At 74.6% G+C, this 23,880-nt stretch carries 14 protein-coding genes; 6 read left to right on the top strand and 8 right to left on the bottom strand.

Going from position 1 to position 23,880, the window contains the following annotated elements; all coding sequences use genetic code 11:
- Positions 1-2: 2 nt before the first annotated feature.
- Positions 3-752: an SDR family oxidoreductase gene (locus ABGB11_RS22845; protein ID WP_347635893.1), complete on the bottom strand. Its 750-nt coding sequence runs from the start codon at positions 750-752 to the stop codon at positions 3-5.
- 189 nt (positions 753-941) lie between these two features.
- Complete coding sequence (locus tag ABGB11_RS22840) at positions 942-3,632, bottom strand: AAA family ATPase (protein ID WP_347635994.1); 2,691 nt, start codon at positions 3,630-3,632, stop codon at positions 942-944.
- A 175-nt stretch (positions 3,633-3,807) separates the two neighbouring features.
- On the opposite strand from ABGB11_RS22840, the gene ABGB11_RS22835 reads away from it, so the two are divergent.
- On the top strand, positions 3,808-4,611 hold the full coding sequence (locus ABGB11_RS22835; RefSeq protein WP_347635892.1) for an SRPBCC family protein: 804 nt from the start codon (positions 3,808-3,810) through the stop codon (positions 4,609-4,611).
- A gap of 10 nt (positions 4,612-4,621) precedes the next feature.
- Complete coding sequence (locus ABGB11_RS22830) at positions 4,622-5,752, top strand: SRPBCC family protein (RefSeq protein WP_347635891.1); 1,131 nt, start codon at positions 4,622-4,624, stop codon at positions 5,750-5,752.
- Between the two features lie 70 nt (positions 5,753-5,822).
- On the opposite strand, the gene ABGB11_RS22825 is transcribed toward ABGB11_RS22830, so the two are convergent.
- Positions 5,823-8,645, bottom strand: coding sequence for a LuxR family transcriptional regulator (locus ABGB11_RS22825; RefSeq protein ID WP_347635889.1), 2,823 nt, complete (start codon positions 8,643-8,645; stop codon positions 5,823-5,825).
- Positions 8,646-8,900: 255 nt separating this feature from the next.
- Between ABGB11_RS22825 and ABGB11_RS22820 the strand changes: the two genes are divergently transcribed.
- On the top strand, positions 8,901-10,169 hold the full coding sequence (locus ABGB11_RS22820; protein ID WP_347635888.1) for a helix-turn-helix domain-containing protein: 1,269 nt from the start codon (positions 8,901-8,903) through the stop codon (positions 10,167-10,169).
- A 6-nt stretch (positions 10,170-10,175) separates the two neighbouring features.
- On the opposite strand, the gene ABGB11_RS22815 is transcribed toward ABGB11_RS22820, so the two are convergent.
- The 3 genes from ABGB11_RS22815 to ABGB11_RS22805 form a co-directional block, all read right to left on the bottom strand.
- Positions 10,176-11,054 carry a dienelactone hydrolase family protein gene (locus tag ABGB11_RS22815; RefSeq protein WP_347635887.1) on the bottom strand — a complete coding sequence of 293 codons (879 nt, stop codon included), beginning with the start codon at positions 11,052-11,054 and terminating at the stop codon, positions 10,176-10,178.
- A 167-nt stretch (positions 11,055-11,221) separates the two neighbouring features.
- Entirely contained in the window at positions 11,222-15,940 is a 4,719-nt protein-coding gene (locus tag ABGB11_RS22810; RefSeq protein WP_347635886.1) for a DNA-binding protein, read from the bottom strand.
- A 14-nt stretch (positions 15,941-15,954) separates the two neighbouring features.
- On the bottom strand, positions 15,955-18,336 hold the full coding sequence (locus ABGB11_RS22805; protein WP_347635884.1) for a tetratricopeptide repeat protein: 2,382 nt from the start codon (positions 18,334-18,336) through the stop codon (positions 15,955-15,957).
- A 300-nt stretch (positions 18,337-18,636) separates the two neighbouring features.
- On the opposite strand from ABGB11_RS22805, the gene ABGB11_RS22800 reads away from it, so the two are divergent.
- Entirely contained in the window at positions 18,637-20,067 is a 1,431-nt protein-coding gene (locus ABGB11_RS22800) for an FAD-dependent monooxygenase (protein WP_347635883.1), read from the top strand.
- A gap of 36 nt (positions 20,068-20,103) precedes the next feature.
- Here the strand turns inward: ABGB11_RS22800 and ABGB11_RS22795 are convergent, their stop codons facing one another.
- The gene (locus ABGB11_RS22795) at positions 20,104-20,853 is read right to left on the bottom strand and encodes an SDR family oxidoreductase (RefSeq protein ID WP_347635882.1); all 750 of its coding nucleotides are present in this window, start codon (positions 20,851-20,853) and stop codon (positions 20,104-20,106) included.
- On the bottom strand, positions 20,853-21,548 hold the full coding sequence (locus ABGB11_RS22790; protein ID WP_347635880.1) for an SDR family oxidoreductase: 696 nt from the start codon (positions 21,546-21,548) through the stop codon (positions 20,853-20,855). Before ABGB11_RS22790 ends, ABGB11_RS22795 begins: the two co-directional genes overlap by 1 nt.
- A 194-nt stretch (positions 21,549-21,742) precedes the next feature.
- Between ABGB11_RS22790 and ABGB11_RS22785 the strand changes: the two genes are divergently transcribed.
- Together ABGB11_RS22785 and ABGB11_RS22780 are read left to right on the top strand one after the other, a co-directional pair.
- Positions 21,743-22,783, top strand: coding sequence for a PucR family transcriptional regulator (locus ABGB11_RS22785; RefSeq protein WP_347635879.1), 1,041 nt, complete (start codon positions 21,743-21,745; stop codon positions 22,781-22,783).
- Positions 22,784-22,994: 211 nt separating this feature from the next.
- Positions 22,995-23,807 (top strand): SAM-dependent methyltransferase, encoded by an 813-nt coding sequence (locus tag ABGB11_RS22780; RefSeq protein WP_347635878.1) that lies wholly within the window; start codon positions 22,995-22,997, stop codon positions 23,805-23,807.
- The last annotated feature ends 73 nt before the right edge of the window (positions 23,808-23,880 follow it).

Raw genomic sequence — 23,880 nt, 5'->3', positions numbered from 1 at the left:
GGTCAGTCGACCATCGCCCCGGCGGAGATGTTGACCTGCGTCGAGGTCAGGCTGGCGGCGTGGTCGGAGGCCAGGAACGCGGCGACGCGGCCGACGTCGGTGAGCGTCGCGGCGCGCTTGGTGAGGGTGGCGTCCACCATCTGCTGCTTGACCGGCTCAGTCTCCGGCATGTCCGGGATGGTCTCGGGGATGCCGCCCGTGCGCATCGACAGGACGCGGATCGAGTGCGGCCCGAGCTCGCACGCCCACTGGCGGCGCATCGCCTCCACCATGTCGTTGCCGACCTGCACGTTCCCGAGGCCGGCCATGCGGTTGCCGCTGTCGGAGCCGCCGAAGTGCAGGACCACGCCGGAGCCCTGCTTGACCATGTGGCGCGCGGCGGCCTGGGTCGTCAGCAGGAACGACAGGGCGACCTTCTCCAGCGAGCGGGCGAAGTCCGCGGGCTCCGCCTCGATCATGGGTCCGAACAGGGCGTCGTGCGATATGACGTTGACCACGATGTCGACGCTACCCGAGGTCTCCGCGACGGAGTCGACCCAGCCGTTCACCGCGTCCCGGTCCAGGGCGTCGACGCGGGCCGTCTCGGCGAGGCCGCCCGCGCCCCGGATGTCACCGGCGACGGCGTCGAGCGTGGCCGGGGTGCGGCCGGCGAGGAACACCCGCGCGCCCTCGGCGGCGAAGCCGCGTGCCATGGCGCCGCCGATCTGTCCGCCGCCGCCGAAGACGATCGCGGTCTTGTTCTCCAGAAGCATGCCGTTCTCCGTCCGTCCGGGGCCGCCCGTCCGGTGCGGCCCGCTCGATCGGAACCGACGCTAGGCGCCCGGCCGGACGGCCCGCATCGGTCGGGGTACGGGCCTTCGACGATGCAGGTCAGAGCGCGGATCAGGGCCGCGAGGCGGCTCAGTTGCGGGCGCGGGACGGGACGGGACGGAGAGGGTAGGTCATGTGTCCGATATGAGGCGGGCGAGTTCCACGCGGCGGGTCACACCGATCTTCGGGTACGCCTTGTAGAGGTGGTGCCCGACGGTGCGCGGGCTCAGGAAGAGCTGCGCGCCGATCTCGCGGTTGCTGAGCCCGGCCGCGGCGAGCCGGACGACCTGGAGCTCCTGCGGGGTCAGCCGTTTCAGCGGGTCGGCGTCCCCGGCGCGGGCCGCCGGGCGGTCGCCGAGGACCTCCAGCTCGGCGCGGGCCCGCTCGGCCCAGCCGGGCGCGCCGAGCCGGGCGAACGCGTCCCGGGCCGCGGCGAGCTCGGTCCCGGCCTCGGTGCGGCGCCGCCGCCGGCGCAGCCACTCGCCGTAGAGGAGCCGGGTCCTGGCCGCGTCGTAGGCGTGGTCGCCGTGCAGGTCCAGCGCGGCGCGGTAGTGCTCCTCGGCCGCGTCCCCGTCCGCGAGGAGGGCGCGGCAGCGCGACAGCAGGGCGGTGCACGAGGCGGCCGCCGCCCACGCCTCGAACGCGGGGAGGTGGGTCCGGGCGAGGTCCGGGCGCCCGGCCCGCACCGCGGCCTCGGCGTGGTCCGGCACGGCGCGGATCAGCACGTCGTGCCGCGCGGGGCCGGAGCACACCTCGTCCAGCCGCTCCAGGGCGGCCTCGGCGCGCCCGCCGGCGAGGTCCAGGAGGCCGAGGCCCCACGATGCCAGCGCCGTGTTGGTCGGGTGCACATCGGCGTGCTTGCGGAGGCCGGCCGCCATGGCGCGCGACCGCTCCGGGTCCGGCTCCAGCCGCACCGCGATGCACCGGAGCGCGGTGACCTGTATGTCCATGCCGATGTCGGCGGCCAGCGACAGGCCCTCCTGCGCGGCCGAGTCCGCGCCGCGCAGGTCGCCGAGCAGCAGCCGGCCGATCGCGAGGGGCTCCAGGATGTAGGGCAGCAAGCCGAGCGCGCCCTCGGCTCTGGCCTGCGCCGCCAGCCGCTCCAGCAGCTCGGTCGCGGGACGGTCGGCGGCCACGAGCAGCCCCATGAAGCCGCCGATGATGTTGTCGACGACGTCCTCGACGAGGCCGTCCCGCGCCGCCTCGAACAGGGCGCGCATCGCGGGGACCGTGCCGGGCGCGCCCGCCGCGCCGCCGGCCAGCCGCCCGTAGGCGATCAGGCCCGCGGCGACCGGCGCCTTCGCCGACCCCGCCGGAAGGCCGATCTCGCGGAGCAGGTCGACGCTCTGCCGCACCAGGTCGTGCGCGCCGGCGTCCCGGGCGCACCAGACGGCCTCGGTCAGCATCGACACCGCCCGCTCGGGGTCGCTCGTGGCGATCAGCCCGGCGCCCCGCAGCGCCAGTGCCGCGTCCGCGGCCGGCGAGGTGCGCTCGTAGGCGACCTGGGCGCGGACGAAGGTGGCCTCGGCGACGATCCCGGCGTCCGCGGTGTGGTGCTCGGCCTCGCCGGCGAGGCGGGTGGCCTGGTCGGGGCGGCCCGCGTCGTAGGCGGCCCGCGCCGCCTGGACCAGCCGGCGGGCCTTGCTCTCGGCCGCGGTGCTGAGCCGCGCCGCGCGCTCGTAGGCGGCGGCGACGGCGGCCGACCCGCCGCGGCGGCCGGCGCGGTGCGCGACCCGCTCCAGCTCGGCCGCGACGTCCTCGTCCGGGCCGGTGGCGGCGGCCGCCAGGTGCCAGGCGCGGCGGTCGGCGTGCCCGTCGCCGGCGAGCGTCGCGGCCAGGACGCCGTGCACCTCGATCCGCCGGTGGTGGGGGGCGTCCTGGTAGGTGACGGCGCGGATGAGCGGGTGCCGGAACCGCACCTCGTCACCGTCGAGGACGACGAGCCCGGCCTCCTCGGCGGGACCGAGGTCGGCCGGCGTGAGGGCGAGCGCCTCCCCGGCGCGCAGCACGACGCCGAGGTCGGCGGTGGCGTCGGCGGCGACCACCAGCAGCAGCCGGCGGGTGGCGTCCGGCAACTCGGCCAGCCGGCGGCGGAAGGTCTCCTGGACCCGGCCGCCGACCGGCAGCGGCCCGGCGTTCCGGGCCGGGCGGGACTGGAGCGCGTTCGCCAGCTCGATGAGGGCGAGCGGGTTGCCGGCCGCCTCGTCCAGCAGCCGCTCCCGCACCGGGACGGTCAGCGCCGGCGCGTGCGCGGCCACGAGCTGCTCGGCGGCGGCGCGGTCCAGCCCCGCCAGCCGGACGACGTCGAGGCCGTGGCCGGGGAAGGGGCGGGCGCCGTCCCGGACCGCGAAGACCATCGCGACCGGGTCGGCGCCGAGGCGGCGGGCGGCGAACAGCAGCGCGTCCAGCGAGGCGGTGTCGAGCCACTGCGCGTCGTCGACGAGGCACACCAGCGGGCGCTCGGCGGCCAGCTCGGACAGCAGGGTGAGGGTGGCCGCGCCGATCAGGAAGCGGTCGCCGGCGGGCCCGTCGCCGAGGCCGAACGCCGACCGCAGCGCCGCGGCCTGCCGCGCCGGCAGCGCGTCGAACCGGTCGATGTGCGCGTGCAGCATCAGGTGCAGGCCGCTGAACGCCAGCTCGGTCTCGGACTCGATGCCCGCGCCGCGGACGAGCCGCATGTCCCCGGCACCGGACGCGATCCGGCCGAGGAGCGCGGTCTTGCCGATCCCCGCCTCTCCCTGGAGGACCAGCGTCCCGCTGCGGCCGGCGCGCACGCCGTCGAGCAGCCGGGCGACGCGGTCCATCTCGCGGTCTCGCCCCATGAGCACGCCGAAACAGTACAAGGCGCGACGGCCCGGGGCACCGGCCTTGACCGGAGGGCCTGTCCGATGGCCAGGACCGGCATCCGTCCGTCTTTCCTGGGCTTGGGGCTGTTTTGCCCCGAATTGACCGGGTAACCCGGCGCAGTACCCGAGCAGACGACGAGGTGGACAGGACATGAACTTCCGGACCGGGCTGGCGGCGGGGACCGCCGCGGGCGCGGGCGGAGCGCTGGCCGTGCTCTCGGCCCGCCGGCTGGGACGCCGCGTGCTGGACCGGGCGTTCGCCCGGTTCGGGCGGCGGCTCGACCGCGAGGTCCGGCGCCTCACCGCGAGGGCGGAGCACGGCGGGCCGCTGGTCAAGGCCGCCCTGGCCGGGTTCACCGCGCTGCGGGAGGGCAAGTCGCCGTTCCGCGCGCTGCTGAGCTTCGGCTGGACGGCCCTGAAGGAGACCCTTGCCCGCATCTTCGGGCGTGGGCGGAGGGGGAAGCTGACCAACATCGTCGAACAGACCGACATCGGTGCGCCGCGCCGCCTGGTCTACGACCGGTGGACGCGATTCCAGGACTACCCGTCCTTCATGAAGAAGGTCCTCAGCGTCGACCAGATCTCCGACGAGAAGCTGAGCTGGAAGGCGAAGATCTTCTGGTCCAGCCGGACGTGGGAGTCGTCGATCGTCGAGCAGGTCCCCGACGAGCACATCGTGTGGCGCTCGAAGGGGCCCAAGGGGCATGTGGACGGGACGGTCAGCTTCCACGAGCTGTCGCCCAACATGACCCGCGTCCTGCTCGTCCTGGAGTACCACCCCGTCGGCCTTTTCGAGCGGACCGGCAACCTCTGGCGCGCCCAGGGCCGCCGCGTCCGCCTGGAGCTCAAGCACTTCCGCCGCCACGTGATGACGCACGCGCTCACCCATCCGGACGAGGTGGAGGGCTGGCGCGGCGAGATCCGCGACGGCGAGACCGTCACAACCCCTGAGTGAGGAACCGGACATGAAACGAGGAAGCACGATCGGGCGGCTGCCCGTCGGCGCGATCGCCAAACGGCTGCCGGGCGGGCGGCGCAAGCGCACCCCCGGCCTGAGCACCATCACCAAGGCCCTGCCCGGCCTCCCCGGCGGGCGGACCGCCGGGACGGCGGGCGGCCTGCTGCTCGGCGCCGGCGCGGCCGTCGCCGCGAGCCGCGCGCTCAGCGGGCGCCGGAACGAGCAGGGCTCGTCCGGCTCCGGCGAGCAGGAGCAGGGCAAGGGCCGCGAGAAGGAGGCGCCGGAGCAGAGCGGCGCCGAGGACGAGGCCAGGAACGAGACCAAGAACGACGCCAAGAGCGGGAAGGACGAAGGCTCCGGGAAGTCCGGCGAGAAGCAGTCGGCGGGCAAGGGCCTGTTCGGACGGCTCAAGGACACCGTCGGCGGCGTCCTGAAGAGCGGCGGCAAGGGCGGCAGCGGCGGCGGGAAGAAGGTGAAGGTCACCAACATCATCGAGCACACCGACATCGGTGCGCCCCGCCGCCTCGTCTACGACCAGTGGACGCAGTTCCAGGACTACCCGTCCTTCATGAAGAAGGTCATCAGCGTCGACCAGGCCGACGACACCAAGCTGAACTGGAAGGCGAAGATCTTCTGGTCCAGCCGGACGTGGGAGTCCACGGTCGTCGAGCAGGTCCCCGACGACCACATCGTGTGGCGCTCGAAGGGGCCGAAGGGGCACGTGGACGGGACGGTCAGCTTCCACGAGCTGGCGCCGAACCTGACCCGGGTCCTGGTCGTCCTCGAGTACCACCCGCAGGGCTTCTTCGAGAGGACCGGCAACCTGTGGCGCGCCCAGGGCCGCCGCGCCCGGCTCGAACTGAAGCACTTCCGCCGGTACGTGATGACGAACTCGATCACCCGCGCGGACGAGATCGAGGGCTGGCGCGGCGAGATCCGCGACAGCGAGGTCGTCAAGACGCACGAGGAGGCGCTGGAGGAAGAGGAGAAGTCCGGCAGGCGGGGCGACGCCGAGTCCCCGTCGTCCAAGGACTCGAAGAACTCCAAGGGCTCCGGCAACTCCCGCGGGTCCAAGGCGGGCTCCAAGAACTCCAGGACGGCCGAGGACCGCGAGGAGGAGTACGAGGAGGTCCGCTGACCCTGCTGGCTGACCCCGCTGACCCCGCTGACCCCGCTGACCCCGCTGACCCCGGCGGCCCGCCGGCCGGTCAGCGGATCAGCCGGGCCAGCTCGACGCGCGAGCGGATCCCGAGCCGGGTGAAGACGTTGCGGAGATGGTGGTCGATGGTCCGCGGGCTGAGCAGCAGCCGCGCCGCGATCTCCCGGTTGGTGGCCCCTTCGGCCGCCAGCCGGGCGATGTGGGCCTGCTGCGCGGTGAGCGCCGCGACGCCGGCCTCCGCGCGGAACGCGTCGTCGCCCGACCCGGCGGCGCGCAGCTCGGCGCGGGCCTGGCCGGCCCACGGTGCCGCGCCGTAGCGTTCGAAGATCCGCAGCGCGGCGCGCAGGTGCTCGCGGGCGGCGCGGGGCCGCCGCCCCCGCCGCAGCCGGTGCCCGTAGAGCAGCTCCGTGCGGGCGAGCTCGAACACGGCGCCGGCGGCCTCGTGCAGGCGCAGCGCCTCGGCGAAGTGCTCCTCGGCCTCGGCGTCGCCGCCGGCGAGCAGCGCCCGGCAGCGCCGGGAGAGCGCCCGCGGCCAGGGGCCGGCTCCGGGGCCGTCCGTCCAGCGGCCGAAGGGCTCGAACGCCCGCGCGGCCCGGTCGTGCTCGCCGGTGCGCACCAGCGCCTCGACCAGGTGCGGGACGGCGAGCAGCCGCGCCGGCGGGTGGGCGAGCCCGGCGCCGCCGGGCAGGGCGAGGCGGGCGGCGGCGTCGGCCGGCCGGTCCGCGGCGAGGTCCAGGCAGGCGGGCGCCCACGAGCCGAGCGCGGCGGCGCGGGCGAGGCCGAGCCGGTCGGCGGTACCGGCCAGCCGCTCCAGGTGGCCGCGCGCGGTGTCGCCGTCGCCGTTGAACGCGGCGGTGAGCGCGAGCGTGGCGTGGTGCTCGGCGGCGTGGCCGTGCAGGCGGGTCGCCCGCGCGAGGCGCAGCCCGTCGTGGCATGCGGCGATGGGCGCCGGCGGGTGGCCGAGCAGTGCCTCGCAGCGCCCGGCGACCATGAGCGCGAACGACTCGGCGGGCGCGTCGCCGGACCTGCGGGCGGACGCCACGGCCCCGGCCGCCAGGGCGCGGGCGGCGGCGCCGTCGCCGAGCGCGAACGCCGAGAGCGCCGCCCACGTGCCCGCAGCGGGGTCGGTGACGTCCGCGCCGAGGCCCGCGGCGCGGCCGAGCCGGTCCGCCGCCTCGCGGTACCGGCCGCGGATCGCGGCCGCGACGCCGGCGAGGTGGTCGAGCATCAGCCGGGTGCGCGGGGCGGGCCGCGCGAGATCGAGGGAGGCGGCGCGGCCGGCGACCTCCAGGTAGGCGCGGTGATCGCCGGACGCGTCGGCGGCCTCGGCCGCCCGCATCAGCGCGTGGAGCGCGGCCTCCGGGTCCCGTCCGGCGAGCCCTTCGGCGGCGTCGCGCAGCATCGGCAGCGCCGCCGCGGGGGACCCGGCCGCCGCCTCGATCCGGCCGCGGAGGCCGGCGGCGCGGGCGGCATGCGTTCCGTCGCGGCCGGCCGGGCGGACGTGCCGGAGCAGGGCGCGGGCCCGCCGCGACCGCCCGCTCGCCCAGGCGTCGCCGGCGGCGGCCAGGTAGCGGTCCGTCCGGGTGCCCTGGTCGGTGGTCAGCGCGGCGGCGCGCTGCCAGGAGCGCCAGGAGTCGGCGTACCGGCCCGCCGAACGCGCCGCGTCGGCGGCGTCCGCCAGTTCGGCGGCGAGCGCGTCGTCGGGCTCGCCGGACACGGCCGCGCGGTGCCAGAGCCGCCGGGGGCGCTGCCATTCCTGGACGAGCGCGGCGGCGAGCAGCGCGTGCGCGTCCTGCCGCTCCTCGCGGGACGCGTCCGCCCACAACGAGGACCGGACGAGCCGGTTCCGGACCGTGACGCCCTCGCCCTCGAACCGCAGCAGCCCCGATTCGCGGGCCGCGTCCAGGTCGCCGGCGCCGATGCCGTCCGCCCGCGCGGCCCGCGCCACCGTCGCGGCGCCGAGCCATTCCTCCGCCGCCGCCATCAGCACGAGCCGCCGCGCCCCGGCCGGGAGCCGCAGGTAGCGGCGGCGGTGCAGGGCGCGCAGGGTGCTGGCGGCCGGGAGCGCCCGCGGTGGCGGCGCGGCCCCGGACAGCTGCCCGGGCGTCAGCGCGGCGGCGAGGTCGCGGATCGCGAGGGGCCGCCCGCAGGCCAGGTCGACGACCTCCTCGGCGAGGTCGCCGCGCGCCGCGCCGTCGCAGGCCCCGTCGAAGGCGTCGCCGAGCGCGTCGCGTAACACGCGGCGGCTCGCGTCCTCGTCCAGCGGCGCGAGCCGGAGCCGGTGGATCCCGGCGAGCCCGCCGGGGTCCCGGCGGCCGTCGCGGACGGCGAACAGCACCGCCACCGGCTCGTCCTCGACGCGTCGGGCGGCGAACGCCAGCGCCTCCAGCGAGCCCCGGTCGAGCCATTGGACGTCGTCCGCCCAGCACAGCACGGGACCGTTCCGGGCGGCCCGGCCCAGTAGCTCGCACACCGCCGTGAAGAGGACGAACGGCTCGGCCCGCGGCGCGCCGTCCAGGATCGTCGCGAGAGCGCCCCGGTGCGCCGGCGGCAGGTGCGCGACCTCGCCGGCCAGGGGGCGCAGCAGCCGGTGCAACCCTGCGTAGGGGACGGCGGTCTCCCCGGGGACGCCGGTCGTCCCGAGCACCCGGAACGCCTTTCCCTTCCGGGACCCGGACGTGCGCACGGTGGGTTCTTGCACGGTGGCTCTCCGCACAGCGGCCTCCAGCAGCGCCGTCCGGCCGACCCCGGCGTCCCCGGCGATCGCCAGGGCGCCGCCGTGCCCGTCCCGGGCCCGGTCGAGCGTCTCCTCGATCGCCTGGAGCTCGCGTTCACGTCCGTGCAGGCGTTCTCGCAGCGGTTCGTGTGCCATGCGGGTCCCTCCTCGACGGGAACCGACCCCGCCCGCGGCCGTCCGGCCTTATTGGACGAGATCTCAAAAGGGAAGGGGCCCATAGAGCACCACGGGGACCCGCCACCGGTCCAGAGCCGGTCCCCGTTTCGGGGCCGCGGCGCAATCCGGGCGGGGGCCGATTGTGAGCGGGCACAGTCCCGGCGTCCCGCGATGGCCCGCCCGTCCCCCGCGATGGCACGATGAGGCCCCTGCGTTGTGCTGGAGGTGCCGCCGATGACGGGAGGACGATCCGGGACGGCCGGGCAGGTCGACGCGGACCGCACGATCATGCGCAAGGCGGTGCTGCGCCTGGCCGACCGGCTGCCCGATCTCGCGGACCGGCTCACCGCCGAGATCCTGTCGGGGGACCGCGGCGACCGCGACGACCCGTACCGCGGCGACGTCTGGGAGATGTGCCACACCGGGTACGGGCACGGCCTCGACACCATCCTCGACCCGGACCGGGGCCGCGCCGACCTGGAGTGGGCGCGGCGGCTCGGGCAGCGCCGGGCCCACCAGGGGCAGCCGCTCGACCAGCTGCTGCGCTCCTACCGGCTCGCCGGGCGGGTGTTCTGGGAGGCCGTCGTCGAGGTCGTCGGGCGGCACGACCCGGAGAACCTCCCGGCGCTGATCCGGCAGGCGACCCGCATCTGGGACACGATCGACCAGCAGTCCGGCGCCGCGGCCGCCGCGTACCACCGCACCGAGCTGGACCTGGCGCGGCGCAGCGAGGAGCGCGTCCAGGCGATCGTGGACGCGCTGCTGGACGGGCAGGGCGCCGACGGCGGGCTGCTCGCGACCGCCACGTCCGTCCTCGGCCTGCCCGCGACCGGCCGCTACGCCGTCGTCATGCTCGGCGCGGAGGGCGGCTTCGGCGACGGCGCCGACCGGCGCCCCGGCGACACGGGCGGGATGCGGTTCATCTGGCGGCTGCGCACCGACGCCCAGGTGGCGCTGGTCGCGCTCGGCGCCGCCGGACTCGACGAGCTGGTCGCCGCCGTCCACCCCTACGCGCGCTCGCACGCCGGCGTCAGCCCGGTCGTCGGCTCCCTGGCCGAGCTCGGCGGCGCCCGCTGGTTCGCCGAGCTGGCGCTGCGGACGTGCCGCGGCCCCGGCAACCAGATCGCCCGGCTGGACCGCCGGCTCCCCGACGCCCTGGTGCTGTCGCAGCCCCGTCTCGCCGGCCGGCTCGGGCACGTCGCGCTCGGCGGCCTGGCGGAGGTGGAGCCGGGGTTCCGCGACGCCCTGCTGGCGACGCTGGAGACCTGGCTGGAGTGCGAGGGGTCCGCGGCCCGCGCGGCGGACCGGCTGTTCTGCCACCGCAACACCGTCCTCAACCGGCTCCGCAAGATCGAGCAGCTCACCGGGCGGACGCTGGCCCGCCCCGGCGACCTCGTCGAGCTCGTCCTCGCGCTGAGCGCGCTCCGCCTCCACGGGGCCGGGGACGGTGCGCACGCGGAAGGGCCGCCCGCGCGCAACGGCAACGGGCGGCCCAGCCGGTGAACCGGGTCAGGAATTCGGGCAGGTGTCCCGGTACTCGGAGATGTCCGCGTCCTGGCCGGGCGGCGGGCACAGGAACTGGTCGTAGCGGGTGTCGTTGTCGATGTACCGCTTGAGCCAGGAGATGCTGTACTTCGCGATGGTCGTGTTGGAGATGTTCGGCGCGAAGTGGCTGGCGCCGTTCAGCTCCAGGTACGCCTTCTCCGACGACGCCGGGATGCTCGTGTAGAACGGCTCGGAGTGCGAGGCGACCGGCGCGACCGAGTCCGCCTCGGCACCGACGATCATGGTGGGGACGCGGACACCGGAGAAGTTCTTCTGCAGGTCCCAGGGCGTCAGCGGGATCGCGGCCTGGAGCTGCGGGCGCTCCTCGGCGGCCTCCAGCGAGCCGCCGCCGCCCATCGAGTGGCCCATCACCCCGAGCCGGGTCGCGTCGATCCGGGACCGCACGCTGCTGCGCTGGGTGAGGTAGTCGAGCGCGGTGAGCATCTGCCGCGCCCGGCTGCTCGGCTGGTCGAGGCGGGTGTTGGTGTCGATCGTGAAGATGACGAAGCCCTGCGAGGCGAGCCGCGGCCCGAGCCACGCCATGCTGCTCTGGTCGGCGGTGAAGCCGGGCGTGACCACGACGGCGCCGAACGTCCCCTCGGCGGTGCTCGTCGGGTAGTAGATCGTCCCGCCGCCGAAGCCGGTCACGACCAGCGACGACACGCTCGTCTGCGAGGTCGCGAAGGGGCCGCGCAACGCCTCGATGCTCTGCTCGGTCGGCGCGGGTCCACGTTCGTAGGGGTTGTCGGCGGCCTGGGCGGCGGCCTGCGGGGCGGCGAGGGCGCCGGCGGTCAACGCCGCGGCGACCAGGGTCTTCGCCGCGCGGGCGGTGAGGGGGTGCACGTCGGTTCGCTCCTGTTCGGGGGGCGGAGCCGAGGGCCGGCTCCGGGACGCGCACATTCTCGGCACGCGCCCCGGCGCCGGACATCGGCGAAATCGCCGGTCATCCCGTCAAGGCGTCCCTGACCAGCCGGTTCACCGTCCGCGCCCCGGCCGTCTGCGCGGCCTGCTCACCCCGGAGCATCACCGTCCAGGACGCGTTGCCAGGCTCTCCGGTAGAGGCCGTCCGCGGGCTCGGCCGGCACGATGACCCCGAGCGGTGACTCCAGGCCCTTGAAGCCCGCGGTCAGACCGAACAACGGGACCTTCCAGGACTCCAGGGGAAGGTGCGGGCTCTTCAGGGCCTCCCAGCCGCCCGGCAGGAAGAGCGAGCGGCCGGCGCGGGTGCGGCGCCCCTGGACCACCAGATCCGTCGCGGCCAGCTCGGCTCGCGCGGCCTTGAGCCGGGCCGGCTTCCAGCCGGTCCACCGGGCGGTGTTCCTGTCGGTCGGGTCCGGCATCGCCAGCAGCATCAGGTAGACGCCCGCGGCGTCCTCGCTCAGCCCGCGGGCCGCGGCGACGTCGGCGACGAGGGCGGGCACGGAACGCGTGGGGTCCTGCGGCCACCAGGTGCCGTCCTTGCCCCGCTCCCCGGCGGCCGGGTCGCCCGGCTCGGCGATCAGCGCGGCGAAGACCGGACTGAAGGCGCGGCGGACCGCTTCCCCGATCGGCAGCGGTCTGGCCAGCTTCTCCTCGATCTCCCGCAGGAGCGACAGATGCGGGTCGGTACCGCCGGCGTCCAGCAGGTCCGTCCGCAGGAGAGGTCTGGCGACGATCTGGCTGTGCTCGTCCCAGGGAAGGTCCCGGATGATGACCGCGCCGTACCGTTCCCAGCCCTCACCGGTCTCGGCGGGTGGTCCCGCGGCCTTCCGGAACGCGCCGGCGTGGACGTTCGGACCGAGCCCGATCAGCATGCCGGGGGCGGCCAGCCGGTCGCGGACCAGGCCGAGCGCCGTGGGCAGCGCCGCTCGCAGAGGATCCCCGGCCGCCAGCCGGTGGGCCAGCCAGCCCGCCATCGCGGCGGTTCCGACCAGGACGCCTCCGGTGAAACCGGTCTGGTCCCGGTCGGCGCAGACCGCCTTACCGTCCTTCACCGTCCAGCTCAGGTCGCGGGTCAGCTCGGGCGCCCCGGTGGGATCGAGTGCCGCCCGCAGCGCCGCGACCGGGGCCAAGGCCTGCTCCCCGAACCCCCAGTACACGTGCGGCATGGCGCGGGCGCCCTCGGTGACCAAGGCCTCGGGAACCGGCGTGCGGCGCCCGACCCGGGCGTTCCAGACGGCCGCCGCGGCGGCCACGTCGGGACCTTCGGTCCACAGCCGCACCGGGTCCGCCGGGAGCAGCGCCGAGACGACCTCCGCGGGGATCCCGCGAGGAGCGATCAGCCCCAGGTCTTCGCGGGCCACCTCGACGTCGGCCGCCTTCACCTTGAGCAGATCACGGAAGCCCTCCGCCGGGAGGCCGGCCACGACCAGCCGGGCGAGCGTCGAGGAGACTCCGGTCAGCTCGGCGAACTCGTCGGCGGCCGACTCCCGCCAGGGGAGCTGTCCGTGCTCCGACCATGCGGCGAGGAACGCCCGGAGCCAGCCCGGCTCACGGTCCGCGCCGAGCGGCTCCGACGCTTTCACGATGTACGGGGCGGGAACCTCGAACCGGCCCGCCGGATCGTGGAACAGCGCGACGAAGTCGCACCCGTACTCGTGCCTTCGCGGGCCACGTGCCGGGTTCTTCGGTTCCAGGACGGCCAGGAATGCGCCGCCGTCCAACGGCAGCACTCCGCGGAGGCGGTCATCCCAGTCGTTCCAGGAATCACCGCAGGCCGCGGCCATTGTGTCCGCGTCGAGGTGCAGCTCGAACCGGCGCCAGCGACCGGCTCGCGCCGAGTCCAGCCCCAGGTGGCTCACCATGGTCAGCAGGCGGCGCAGCGCCTCCTGCTCCTTGGCGGGTGTGGTCGCCGCCGCGGCGCGCAACGCCACCGCGGCACATGCGCCGAGCAACCGGCCCCACCGGACGGAGGAACTGCGCAGTCCAGGCTCGCCGATGTGGAGCCGCGCGCCCGCGGAGCCCGCAGTCCTCCCGTCGCGCAAGGCCTGGTGCAGTGCGCGGAGCTGCGGCAGCGCCAACACCACTCCGGAGATCCCGAGGAAACCGCCCCACGTCGTGTATTCACTGAGGTAGAGGCCGCTGAGCGCGCTCCCGAGCAGATCGTCGGTCGGGTCGGTGCGCGGATCTCCGAGCTCATCGGCGGGCCGGTCGGCGCCGAGCCGCTCGGCGACCCCGCCCACGGCCGCCTGCCGCTCGGCGGTGAACCGTGCGATCCGGGCCACTCCGGCCGCCAGCGTGTCGTCGCCGATTCTCGGGACCAGTGCGCGGACCGTGGCCGCCAGGTCCTCGTCACCGGCCCTGTCACCGGCCCTGTCACCTGTCATGGCGGCCTTCAGCAGTGCGGACGCGGTCTCGTGGTCGATCTCGCGCAGCGCCGCCGAGCCCTCCGGGTCGCGAGGCCGTAGCTGGTGCCAGTGCGCGGTCGGCGGCAGCACCGGGCCGTCCACCCCGGGCATCCGGCTGGTCAGCGTGACCGTCCCGTCCGGGTCGACCAGACGGACGCCCTCGCCCTCGACGACGCCCTGGACCAGGATCCGGAGCCGGTCGTCTCCGGGCAGGGCCAGGGCTCCGAACGGGTGACGGCCTATGTTCACGTCCGAGACCGTGGGACGCATGGTGACGCGACGTCCGGCGAGGTCCTCCGCCCGCAGTGAGCCGTCCGGCAGCTCCGTCACCCGCCAGCCGAGCAGCCCGTCCACCGGCACCCCGAGCGGCGTGGGCTCGCTGGACGGAGCGGGGCGCAGCCAGCTGTTCTTCGCCTGCAGCACGCCTCCGTCGCTCTGGTCGGCCAGAAACGCGGGAAGGTCCGAATCTTTTCGGGCGCCGGTGACGGGGTCGTACGAGAGCCACTTCGCACCGTCCAGGACCCAGAACGCCTTCCCGTCGCTGATCACTTGCTTCTCATCCGGCACGGCGGTGCCGCCGGGGAACAGCGTCCCGCCGCCGGTGGTCCGTCCGCCGCCCGGCAACGGCAGCGTGACCGTCCCAGATCGTCGTGACCACTCATCGGAGTCACCCTCCAGCGGCCGCGGCTCGGGGTCGCCTTCCCGGGCGTCGTCGGCGGAGTGCCAATAGCCGACGAGACCGCCCGTACGGTCCTTCCAGAAGACCAGCAGGGCGCCGTCGACGAAATGGAATCCGGGCGAACCCCACCTCTCGTTCTCGGCGGGGAGCCGGAGGGGGTGGCGGAGCACGCGGCCCTCCGCGCCGATCACCCATGCCTCGGACGTGCTCGCGACGATCAGATACGGCCAGGCGTCCACCATGACGGGCCTGGCCCGCTCCGGTGTCGAGGTCGCCGCCACGGCCTCGTCGAAGGCCGGCCAGCACAGCTCCTCGAACAGGCCGGCCCGCAAGGTCCGGGCGAGTTCGGGGGCGAAGTCGGCCGCCGCCGCCTCGGCGACGTCACCCGCGACGAGGGCGAGGACGTCCGGCGGCAGCCAGCGCAGCACCCGCTGCGCGGCGGTCATCCCGGGCAGGCTCCCGGAGCGGGACCGCCGCGTCAGGTCGCGTGCCCACGCGGTCAGCATCCGCCGCCCGCCGGGGGACGCGGCCAGGGTGCGGACGGCGTGCAGATCACGGTCGTCGTCGTAGAAGCCGTCGGCGGTCCTGCGGAACGCCGCGGTGAACCGGGGATCGGCGGCCAGGGCGAGGAGGTCGCGCCGGGCGTCGCCCCTGGCCCACCGGCTCAGCTCAAGCCGCGTGTCGTCCCGGGGATCGGCGACCGGCACGTCGAGCGCGAGGAGGAGGTCCAGCAGGTCCACGTCGTGCGCGAGCGCCTGCGCCATCGCGACGGCACGGCCGGCCGCGGCGAGCTCGGCACGCAGCCGCCCCGCCACTCGCTCCACCAGGGCGTGCAGCCCCGGCAGCCGGGGATCGGCGCCCCAACCGGTGCCCCACGCCGCGAGGGTCCGGTCGAGCCAGCCCGCGGTCCCGTCGGACGGCCGTTCCACGTCCGACACCTCCGCGCCGTCGCCGAGCCCGGCGGTGGCACCCGACTCCTCCAGCAGGGCCGTCCACTCGATGAGGAGGGCCCGGATCTGGTCGCCGTTCATATCGGGGTGCCATCTGGGGGTCAGGTTCAACAGCGCCCCGCGCACCGTGGGATCCCGGCGGGCGAGTTTCACCAGGGCCGGCCGATGCGCGTTCCACCAGCCCGCCGGCGCCCTGATCACCGCCGGCCGCGTGAGCATCTCGGCCAGGTACGCCTGCTCGCGCGCGGCCTGGTCGCCGGCCGCCCTGGCCAGCCGGCGCACGGCGCCGGCCATCTGCGCGGACGGCGCCGTCCCCGCCTCGGTGCGCCGCACGCACAGTCGGGCGAACCTGCGAAAGGCCTCATCCGGCGGGAGCCGGTCGGACAGCTCCCGCGCGTACTCGGCCACCGCCTTGGCCGGTAGCGCGTCGGCCACCGCGAACTCCAGGAAGACGTCGTCCACATGGTCGTGGTCGACCTCCAGCCCGTGTTCCGCCTCGGCCTGGCGCGCGGCGGCGAGCATCTGGGCGGCGTAGGTCTGGTGCCGGGTGGACAGGAACGCCCGCGCCGCGTGCTCGTAGAAGGCCGGCAGGACGACCGGGGTCGCCCGGGCCAGCTCCGCGGCGATCCGCCGGTAGGTCTCCAGCGCGCTCTTCGGCCTGTTCCAGGCCCGGCGGCGCGCCGTCTTCAGATCCGCTTCCAGATCGGGAAGCAGGGTGAGCACGCGCGTGACGTCCGCGGCATGGTTCAGCCGCACCCACTCAAGGAAATCCATGGCTCGCGTACCCATTACGGATGCCCCCGATGCCACGTGGTGCCGGGCAGCCGCCCCTCCACCTGGGCGGCGAACTCCGCGAAGTTCTCGCCCGTGAGACGGTCCTGCCAGGCCACCAGGATCTCGCCGAGGACGGCGAGATCGTTGTCCGGCGGTGTGTAGAGCCATCCTTCGCCGGCTTCTCCCGCTCCGTACGGACGGAGGTTGACGTAGATCTCCATCCCGGGGACGCAGGGGTCGCCCGCGAGCAGCCGGCCCGCCCGGCACGGGTACTCCAGTCCCATGAAGCCGCCATGCGGGTCGGGGCGCCAGCCGGCGCGCCGCAGCACGTCGGCCAGGCGCGAGTCCATCACCCGTGCTTCCTCGCCCGGTTCCGGCCAGGGGTCGACGAGCTTGGTGAAGCGGTCGTCGGCCCGCAACGCCGCGAAGTCGTCGTCGTCGAGGATCTCGTCGCGCAGCGAAGGGTTGAGGTCCAGGGTCCGCTCGATGTCGGCGAGGGCGGCGTCCGCCCGTCCTGTCAGGGCGTAGGCGCAGGCACGCGTGTAGAAGGCGTCCGCGTGGTCGGGCATGAGCCGTATCGCCTGCGCGGCCGCCGCGATCGATTCTTCGTGGCGGCCGAGTTTCACCGCGTCGAGTGCGCGTTCGTACCAGCCGGGGCCGTATTCGGGAAGTGTCGTGGTGAGTTCTGTGAGTACGGCGAGGGCCTCGTCCCGCCGCGCCGAACGCCACAGGAGCGATGCGAGCAACAGCAGAGCCGGGCCGGCGGCGTAGCCGAGCCGGACGCATTCGCGCAGCGAGCGGTCGGCCTCGTCGGGGTAGGAGGCACCGATGATGAGGCCGCGCTGGTAGTGCGCCGGCCCGTGCCGCGGGTCGCGCCGGATCGCCTCCTGGAGGTCGGCCAGTGCGAGGTCCGGACGGTCCTCGGCGCGAGCCGCGAGCCCGCGCTCGAACCACAGGTCGGCTCCGGCGTCCGGCCGGTCGGCGATCAGCTTGTCGAGATGTGCGAGAGCGCGCGGCATCGGTGTCGGCGGCTCGTTGCGGTCCGTCACGGAGATGCTGATGGCACGCGGTTCACCATCGTCCCGCAGGAGGAAGACCGGGCAGCACAGCGTGAGTGCTCTGACCAGGTTCCCCAGCGTCCCGGCGGCGACCGCGTCGCGATGCCGGTCGATGACATCGAGCGCCATCGGCAGAGCGCCGCGGTCTCCCCGGCCGGAACGCAGGTCCAGGACGTCGAGGACGAGGACCGGGTGCGGGCCGAAGTCGGGCGAGTCACCGTCACCGAGCGCGATGTCCAGGACCAGCGCCTCCGGGATCGCCCGGAAGCCGTTGAGCGCGTGGTCGCAGCGCAGCGTCGCCCCGTACCGGTTGCGCGCCCCCATGCTGAGCGCCGAGACCGGCGGTCCGGCCACGGCCGTCCAGCCCGCGCGGCCGAGACGATCTCCGACCATCCGCGTGCGCGTCTGGGCCCCCGGCGGCGGAGCCGCCGGACCGCGCGCGGTGCCGATCCGGACCCAGTCATCGTCCTCGTCGGAGAAGTACACCTTCGGATAGTCGGCCACCAGTTCGTCGGTGAACTCGCGCAGCGCGTCGGCGGTGATATGCCCCTGCCAGCGGCGCAGCACCCCGATCAGGCGGTCGGCGTCTTCAGGCCGTTCCAGTCCGGCGACGTTCAGCAGTGCGTACTGGTCGTCCGACGAGATCCGGACCCGGGTCTCGTCCCGGTTGCACCGGCCCACGCTCAACCGCACCGGACCGTTCTCGACGAAGAAGCTCTCGGCCAGGTCCATCAGGACGGCGTCGTCCGGAGTCCGGCGCCAGCCGGCCGGGATGAGCTCGCGGTGCAGCCGGTCCTCCACCGGATCGGCGTACCTGACGTCGTCGATCCCCTGGTCCTCGTTCCGAGCGGAGTCGAAGGGGGAGGCCGGGGCCTCCTGCTCGCCGGGATCCGGGGTGTCGTCGCCGAACGGCACCAGCCGGTTGTGCGCGTCGAGGGTGAACACCGAGGACGTGTGCATCAGTGCCGCCATCATCGCGGGCGGCACCTCGTCGGGCGCCTGCTGCTGCCCCCACACCAGCCCGGCGAGCACGTCGGACAGCCGGTCCGCCCTGTCCCCGCCCGTCAGACCGAGGAAGTCCACGACCAACCGGAGCTCGCCCTCGGGCAGAATGAAGTTCACTTCGAGGAACTCGGGCAGCTGCCCGCCGTCGACGATGACGTAATTGCAGCTGATCGCGGTACCCGAGCCGCGAAGTGTCAGCTGCGCCACCCAGCTGGTGGAGATGCCGGCATCCCACAGCGTGGTGTCGGAGGCCCAGCCGGCACCGGTGAGCGTGTCGATGATGATGCTTCGCCGCTTCCGCTGGTCGGGAAGCAGGTCGTTAGCCGAAGGCATGGAGGAGCCTTTCGTGTGGTGTGTCCGCGCAGGGGGGCCTGCGCTGCCGCTGCCGACACCAGGGGGATCGGTCCAGCGGGGGCCGAACGCTGGACCGAACGTTCTTTCTCGGGGTGATGACGCAGAGTGTCCGCTTTGGCGAGCTTTAGTGATCTTAGGGGGAGCGGGACGTAGTTGATCAAGATTCGCGCTCATCGGCGCACGGAGCGCTCCCGGCGCCGGCCGGCCGGTCTGCCAGCGGTCTGCCAGCGGTCTGCCAGGCCCCCTTCCGAGACTTGGAGGCGGAGAAGGGAGACCACCATGGACGACGTCCTCATCATCGGAGCCGGGCCGACCGGCCTCACCCTCGCGGTGGACCTCGCCCGCCGCGGCGTCCGCCACCGGATCATCGACCCGGGCGCCCGCGCGGGGTCGCGCGGGAAGGGGCTCCAGCCCCGCACCCTGGAGGTCTTCGACGACCTCGGCGTGATCGGCGCGGTGCTCGACGCCTGCGGCCCGTACCCGCCCCTCCGCGCCTACGCGGGCGCGGAGGTCGTGTGGGAGGGGGAGATGGGCGAGCGGAAGGAGCCCTCCGACGCCGTTCCTTACCCGAACGGCCTCATGGTGCCGCAGTGGCGCACCGAGGAGATCCTCCACGCCCGCCTGGAAGAGCTGGGCGGACGGGTGGAGCCCGGCGAGCTGGCCGGCTTCACCCAGGACGACGACGGGGTGACCGCCGTCCTCACCGACGGCACGACCCTGCGCGCCGCCTACCTCGTCGGCGCGGACGGCGGTGGGAGCGCCGTCCGCAAGACCCTCGGCATCGCGTTCGAGGGCGAGACCCGCGAGCAGGAGCGGATGCTCATCGGGGACGTGCGGACGGCCGACCTCGACCGCGACCACTGGCACATGTGGGCCGACATGCGGACCCGGCAGCTGCACGTCGGGCTGTGCCCGCTCGCCGGCACGGACGACTTCCAGTTCACCGCGCCTCTTCGGCCCGACGAGGACCCGGAGCTCACCCTGGCCGCCTACCAGAAGATGCTGGAGGAGGGCAGCGGCCGGACCGACATCCGCCTGACCGACCTCACCTGGAGCTCCGTCTACCGGGTCAACATCCGCATGGCCGAACGGTTCCGGGCCGGCCGGGTCTTCCTCGCCGGCGACGCCGCCCACGTCCATTCGCCGGCGGGCGGGCAGGGCCTCAACACCGGCGTCCAGGACGCCTACAACCTGGGCTGGAAGCTGGCCACCGTCATCAAGGGCGGCCCGTCCGCGCTCCTCGACACCTACGAGGAGGAGCGCCTGCCGGTGGCCGCCGGAGTGCTGGGTCTCAGCACGAAGCTCTACCAGAAGGCCGTCGAGGGACAGGCGGACGCCCTCGAACGCGGCGAGGAGACCCGGCAGCTCCTTCTGGCCTACCCGGACAGCTCCCTCGCGGAGGGCCCGCTCGGCGGCACCCGCGCCGCCGACGCCGTCCTGCGCGACGGGTCCGGAACCCGGGTCCGCCTGCACGACCTGCTGCGCGGCCCCCACGCCACCGTCCTGGCCTTCGGTGTGGACGTGGGCATCGAGCACCCGGACGTCCGCGTCGTCACGGTCGGCGGGCCGGGCGGCCACACCGACCCCGGCGGCGGGCTCCGGGACGCGTACGAGGGAGCCGAGGCCGTCCTGATCCGCCCGGATGGCTACATCGCCCGCACCGGCGACGCCGCCGCGGTCCGGGCCCACCTGGCGCGCCTCACCGCGTGACCCGCTCCGGTACCGCGACCGGCCGCGAGCGCCGGGTCAGGCGCGGGCCCGGGTGGTGCCGCCGTTGACGTGCAGGATCTGGCCGACGAGCGTCGGGAGCCGCTCGTCGGCCAGGAACGCGATCGCCGCCGCGATCTCCTCGGGCGTCGCGATGCGGCCGAGCGGCACCCGGGCGGCGTACCGGTCGCGGATCTCCCCGACCGTCACCCCGGCGAACTCCGCGTCCACCTCCAGCCGGGGGGTGTCGATCACGCTCGGCGCGACCGCGTTCACCGCGATGCCGAGCGGGGCCAGCTCCCGCCCGAGCGACTTGGCGAGCGCGACGATGCCGGCCTTCGCCGAGGAGTAGGCGGTCGCGTGCGGCCATCCGATCAGCCCCCACTCCGACGCGACGAACACCATCCGGCCGCCGCCGCGCTCCACCATCCCCGGCATGACGGCCTGCGCGCACGCGAACGTCCCGCCGAGGTCGACGTCGATGGCGCGCCACCAGCCGGCGAGGTCGTCGATCTCGGTGAACCGGGCCATCGTCATCTGCGCGGCGCCGGTGACGAGGAGGCCGACGTGCTCGCCCGTCTGGCGTTCGAGCCGCTCGACCATCGCGGTCACCGCGCCCGGGTCGGACACGTCCGCGGGCACCGCGACACCGCCCAGCTCGGTGGCGAGGGCGGCGACGTCGCGGCCGGGCCGGTCGTTGAGGGCGACCAGATGGCCGCCGGACGCCAGCCGCCGCGCGACGGCCTGCCCGAGCCCGCCGCACGCCCCGGTGATCAGTGCGACGGTCATCAGATCACCGCCCCGGCGTTCGGGGAGAGGATCTCGCCGGCGCAGTACGTCCCGTCCTCGATCAGGTAGGCGGTGGCGAGCGCGATCTCCTCCGGGGCCGCAAGCCGCCCGGTGGGCAGGGTCTGCAGGAAGGACGGCCTGCGCCACGGCGAGTCGGACGCCAGCAGCGGCGTGTCGGTCGGGCCGGGCGCCACCGCGTTGACCCGGACGCCGGACGGCGCCAGCTCGGCGGCCAGCGACCGGACGAACCCGATCATCGCGCCGGTGGCGGCGGCGTAGTGGGCCTCGGCGTGCCCGCCGCCGACGGCCAGGTCGGAGACGACCGCCACGACGGTGCCGCGGCCGCGCTCCACCATCCCGGGCGTCACGACCCGGCACACGTTGACCAGGCCGCCGAGGTGCACCCGCAGCATCCGGCGCCAGTCGGCCCAGGCGATGTCGGACACCGGGACGATCGCGTAGTGCCCGGCCCCGCAGACCGCCGCCTCCACCGTGCCGAGCTCCCGCTCGATCCGCCGGACCGCCGCGGCCACCTGCGCCTCGTCCGCCACGTCCACGCTGACCGAATGGTCGGCCTCGAGGGCGGGACGCAGGTCCAGCCCGGCGGTCCGCCAGCCGCGCCCGGACAGCTCGCGCACCGTCGCGGCGCCGATGCCGCCGGCCGCGCCGGTGACGAGCACGACCCGTTCCCGCATCCGATCACCCGCCTCCCCCGACGTCCCGGGACATCCCGGAAAGCTCCAGGCAAACCCGGCATCACGCCAGGTGGCAAGGGTCGTGGGCATTTCTTGGCCGAACGCACCGCGCCACGCCCGGCCTTTCGTGCCGTTCTCCAAAAAGTCGGTCACGGGCCCGGGTCATCGCCGGGGCGGGGTGAGAAGGTGAGGCTGTGACCAGCGATCCCTTGGTGCCGCGCGTCACCGTCCGGCAGCTCTTGGCGGTGCCGCGCTTCCGGCTGCGCCTGGTCGCCGGGGAGGCCGGGCTCGACCGCCCGGTCCGCTGGGCGCACTCCACCGAGCTGCTCGACCCGGGCCCCTACCTGCGCGGCCATGAGCTCGTCCTGACGGCCGGCGCGTCGCTGCGGGACGCCGGCACGTGCGCCGCGTTCGCCGACTCGGTGAAGGCCGGCCGCGGCAGCGCGATCGGCTACGGCGTCGGCGACGTGGCCGACACCGTCCCCGAGGCGCTGTGCCGGGCCTGCGACCGCACCGGCCTGCCGCTGCTGGAGGTGCCGGCCGACGTGCCGTTCCTCGGCTTCACCGAGTGGTTCGCCGAGCAGGCCGCCTCCACCTCCGACGAGCGGCACGAGCGGGAGGAGACCGGGCGGCTGCTGCGCATGATCCGGGACGGGCTCGCCTCGGCCGAGACGCTCCGGGCGCGGATCGACGACGCCGGGCTCGACCCCGCGTCCCTGCTCGTGATCGCGATGGACAACGTCGAGGACGAGCTGCCGGGGGTGCTCGGCCTGGACGGCGACACCGCCCTGCTCATCACCAGCGACGCGCACGCCTGGTCCGAGCCCGCGGGCATCGGCAGCCCCGGCGGGCTGGAGCACCTGCCGGTCTCCCTCGCCGAGAGCCTCGCCGCGCTGGACGCCGCGCGCCGCTCCGGCGGGGTCGTGCACGCCTCCGACCTCGCCACCTTCCAGGCCCTGCTCGGCCGGCTCGACCAGGACCAGCTGGCCCCGTTCGTCGAGCAGATCGCCCGGCCGCTCGCCGACTACGACAGCGCGCACGGGACGCGGCTCGTCGAGACGCTCCGCATGTTCCTGGACATGGGCGGCGCGGTCGGCGCGACGTCCCGCGCGCTGTTCCTGCACCCCAACACGCTGCGCCACCGGCTCTCCCGGATCGAGGCGCTCACCGGCCGCAATCCGCTGCGGTTCGATGACCGGGTGGCGCTCGCGATCGCGGTGTGGGCGGGACGCTGAGGCCGTTTCTCCGGAAAAAGAGATCTTTTCGGGGTTTCAGGCCGCCGCGGTCGTCGCGCCCACCTGCCGTACCGCCCGCCGTGCGGAATTCAACAATGTCCCGAATGGCGCGGTGGACGGAGCCGAATATCGCTTTTTCCGCCGCCCCGGTCAAGCCCGGGCTAAGTTTGCGGAAGGCAGGAGTTCGCATCCCGGAAGGAGCGTCAGACCGATGGCGGATGTCACCCCCGGCCGCGAACAGGAATCCGATTCCAAGATCAATACTGACGTTCCGCAGTCGGCGCGCATCTGGAACTACTGGCTCGGCGGAACCGACAACTACGAGATCGACCGGATCGCCGGCGACCAGTACGTCGCGCTGTATCCGGGAATCGTGGAGATCGCCCGCGCGGGCCGCTATTTCATGGACCGCGCGATCCGTTTCCTGGCCCTCGACCGCGGGATCCGCCAGTTCATGGACTGCGGCACGGGGCTGCCCACCGTCGACAACACCCACGAGATGGCCCAGCGCGCCGCCCCCGACGCCAAGGTCGTCTACGTCGACAACGACCCGCTCGTCCTCGCGCACGCCCGCGCCCTGCTGACCGGCACCCCCGAGGGCGGCACCTCCTACATCGACTGCGACCTGCACGACCCGAAGACGATCATGAGCCGGGCGGCGGAGACCCTGGACCTCTCCCGGCCGGTCGGGCTGCTGCTGATCGGCGTCATGGGGCACATCGTCGACCCCGGCGAGGCCTACGGCGTCGTCCGCGGGCTGATGGAGCCGCTCGTGTCCGGCAGCTACCTGATCCTGCACGACTCCACCGACGAGGACGAGGCGTTCAACGCGGCGCAGCGCGCCTACGACGCGACCGGCGCGATCCCGTTCCGGCTGCGCGGCCCGGAGTTCATCCGCGGCTACTTCGACGGCCTGGAGATGGTCGAGCCCGGGCTGGTCACGAGCGGTGCGTGGCGCCCCGAGGTGGAGTCGATGGACATCGAAGATCTTCCGACTCTGTGCGCCGTGGCGCGCAAACCCTGACGCCGGGGACAGGTCGCAGACGGTCTTATTCCCGACGCGGAGCGTGAAGCTATAGTTGGAGCGGTCTTTCTCG

Origin of the sequence: Actinomadura sp. B10D3 (genome assembly GCF_039871695.1) — a bacterium.
GTDB lineage: Bacteria > Actinomycetota > Actinomycetes > Streptosporangiales > Streptosporangiaceae > Spirillospora > Spirillospora madurae.
This window is presented reverse-complemented; position numbering and strand designations above follow the sequence as displayed.

Excerpts from the sequence above, each read along its gene's own strand:
- ABGB11_RS22845 (WP_347635893.1), bottom strand. The coding sequence starts at position 752 with ATGCTTCTGGAGAACAAGACCGCGATCGTCTTCGGCGGCGGCGGACAG.
- ABGB11_RS22840 (WP_347635994.1), bottom strand. The coding sequence starts at position 3,632 with ATGGGGCGAGACCGCGAGATGGACCGCGTCGCCCGGCTGCTCGACGGC.
- ABGB11_RS22835 (WP_347635892.1), top strand. The coding sequence starts at position 3,808 with ATGAACTTCCGGACCGGGCTGGCGGCGGGGACCGCCGCGGGCGCGGGC.
- ABGB11_RS22830 (WP_347635891.1), top strand. The coding sequence starts at position 4,622 with ATGAAACGAGGAAGCACGATCGGGCGGCTGCCCGTCGGCGCGATCGCC.
- ABGB11_RS22825 (WP_347635889.1), bottom strand. The coding sequence starts at position 8,645 with ATGGCACACGAACCGCTGCGAGAACGCCTGCACGGACGTGAACGCGAG.
- ABGB11_RS22820 (WP_347635888.1), top strand. The coding sequence starts at position 8,901 with ATGACGGGAGGACGATCCGGGACGGCCGGGCAGGTCGACGCGGACCGC.
- ABGB11_RS22810 (WP_347635886.1), bottom strand. The coding sequence starts at position 15,940 with ATGGATTTCCTTGAGTGGGTGCGGCTGAACCATGCCGCGGACGTCACG.
- ABGB11_RS22805 (WP_347635884.1), bottom strand. The coding sequence starts at position 18,336 with ATGCCTTCGGCTAACGACCTGCTTCCCGACCAGCGGAAGCGGCGAAGC.
- ABGB11_RS22800 (WP_347635883.1), top strand. The coding sequence starts at position 18,637 with ATGGACGACGTCCTCATCATCGGAGCCGGGCCGACCGGCCTCACCCTC.
- ABGB11_RS22795 (WP_347635882.1), bottom strand. The coding sequence starts at position 20,853 with ATGACCGTCGCACTGATCACCGGGGCGTGCGGCGGGCTCGGGCAGGCC.
- ABGB11_RS22790 (WP_347635880.1), bottom strand. The coding sequence starts at position 21,548 with ATGCGGGAACGGGTCGTGCTCGTCACCGGCGCGGCCGGCGGCATCGGC.
- ABGB11_RS22780 (WP_347635878.1), top strand. The coding sequence starts at position 22,995 with ATGGCGGATGTCACCCCCGGCCGCGAACAGGAATCCGATTCCAAGATC.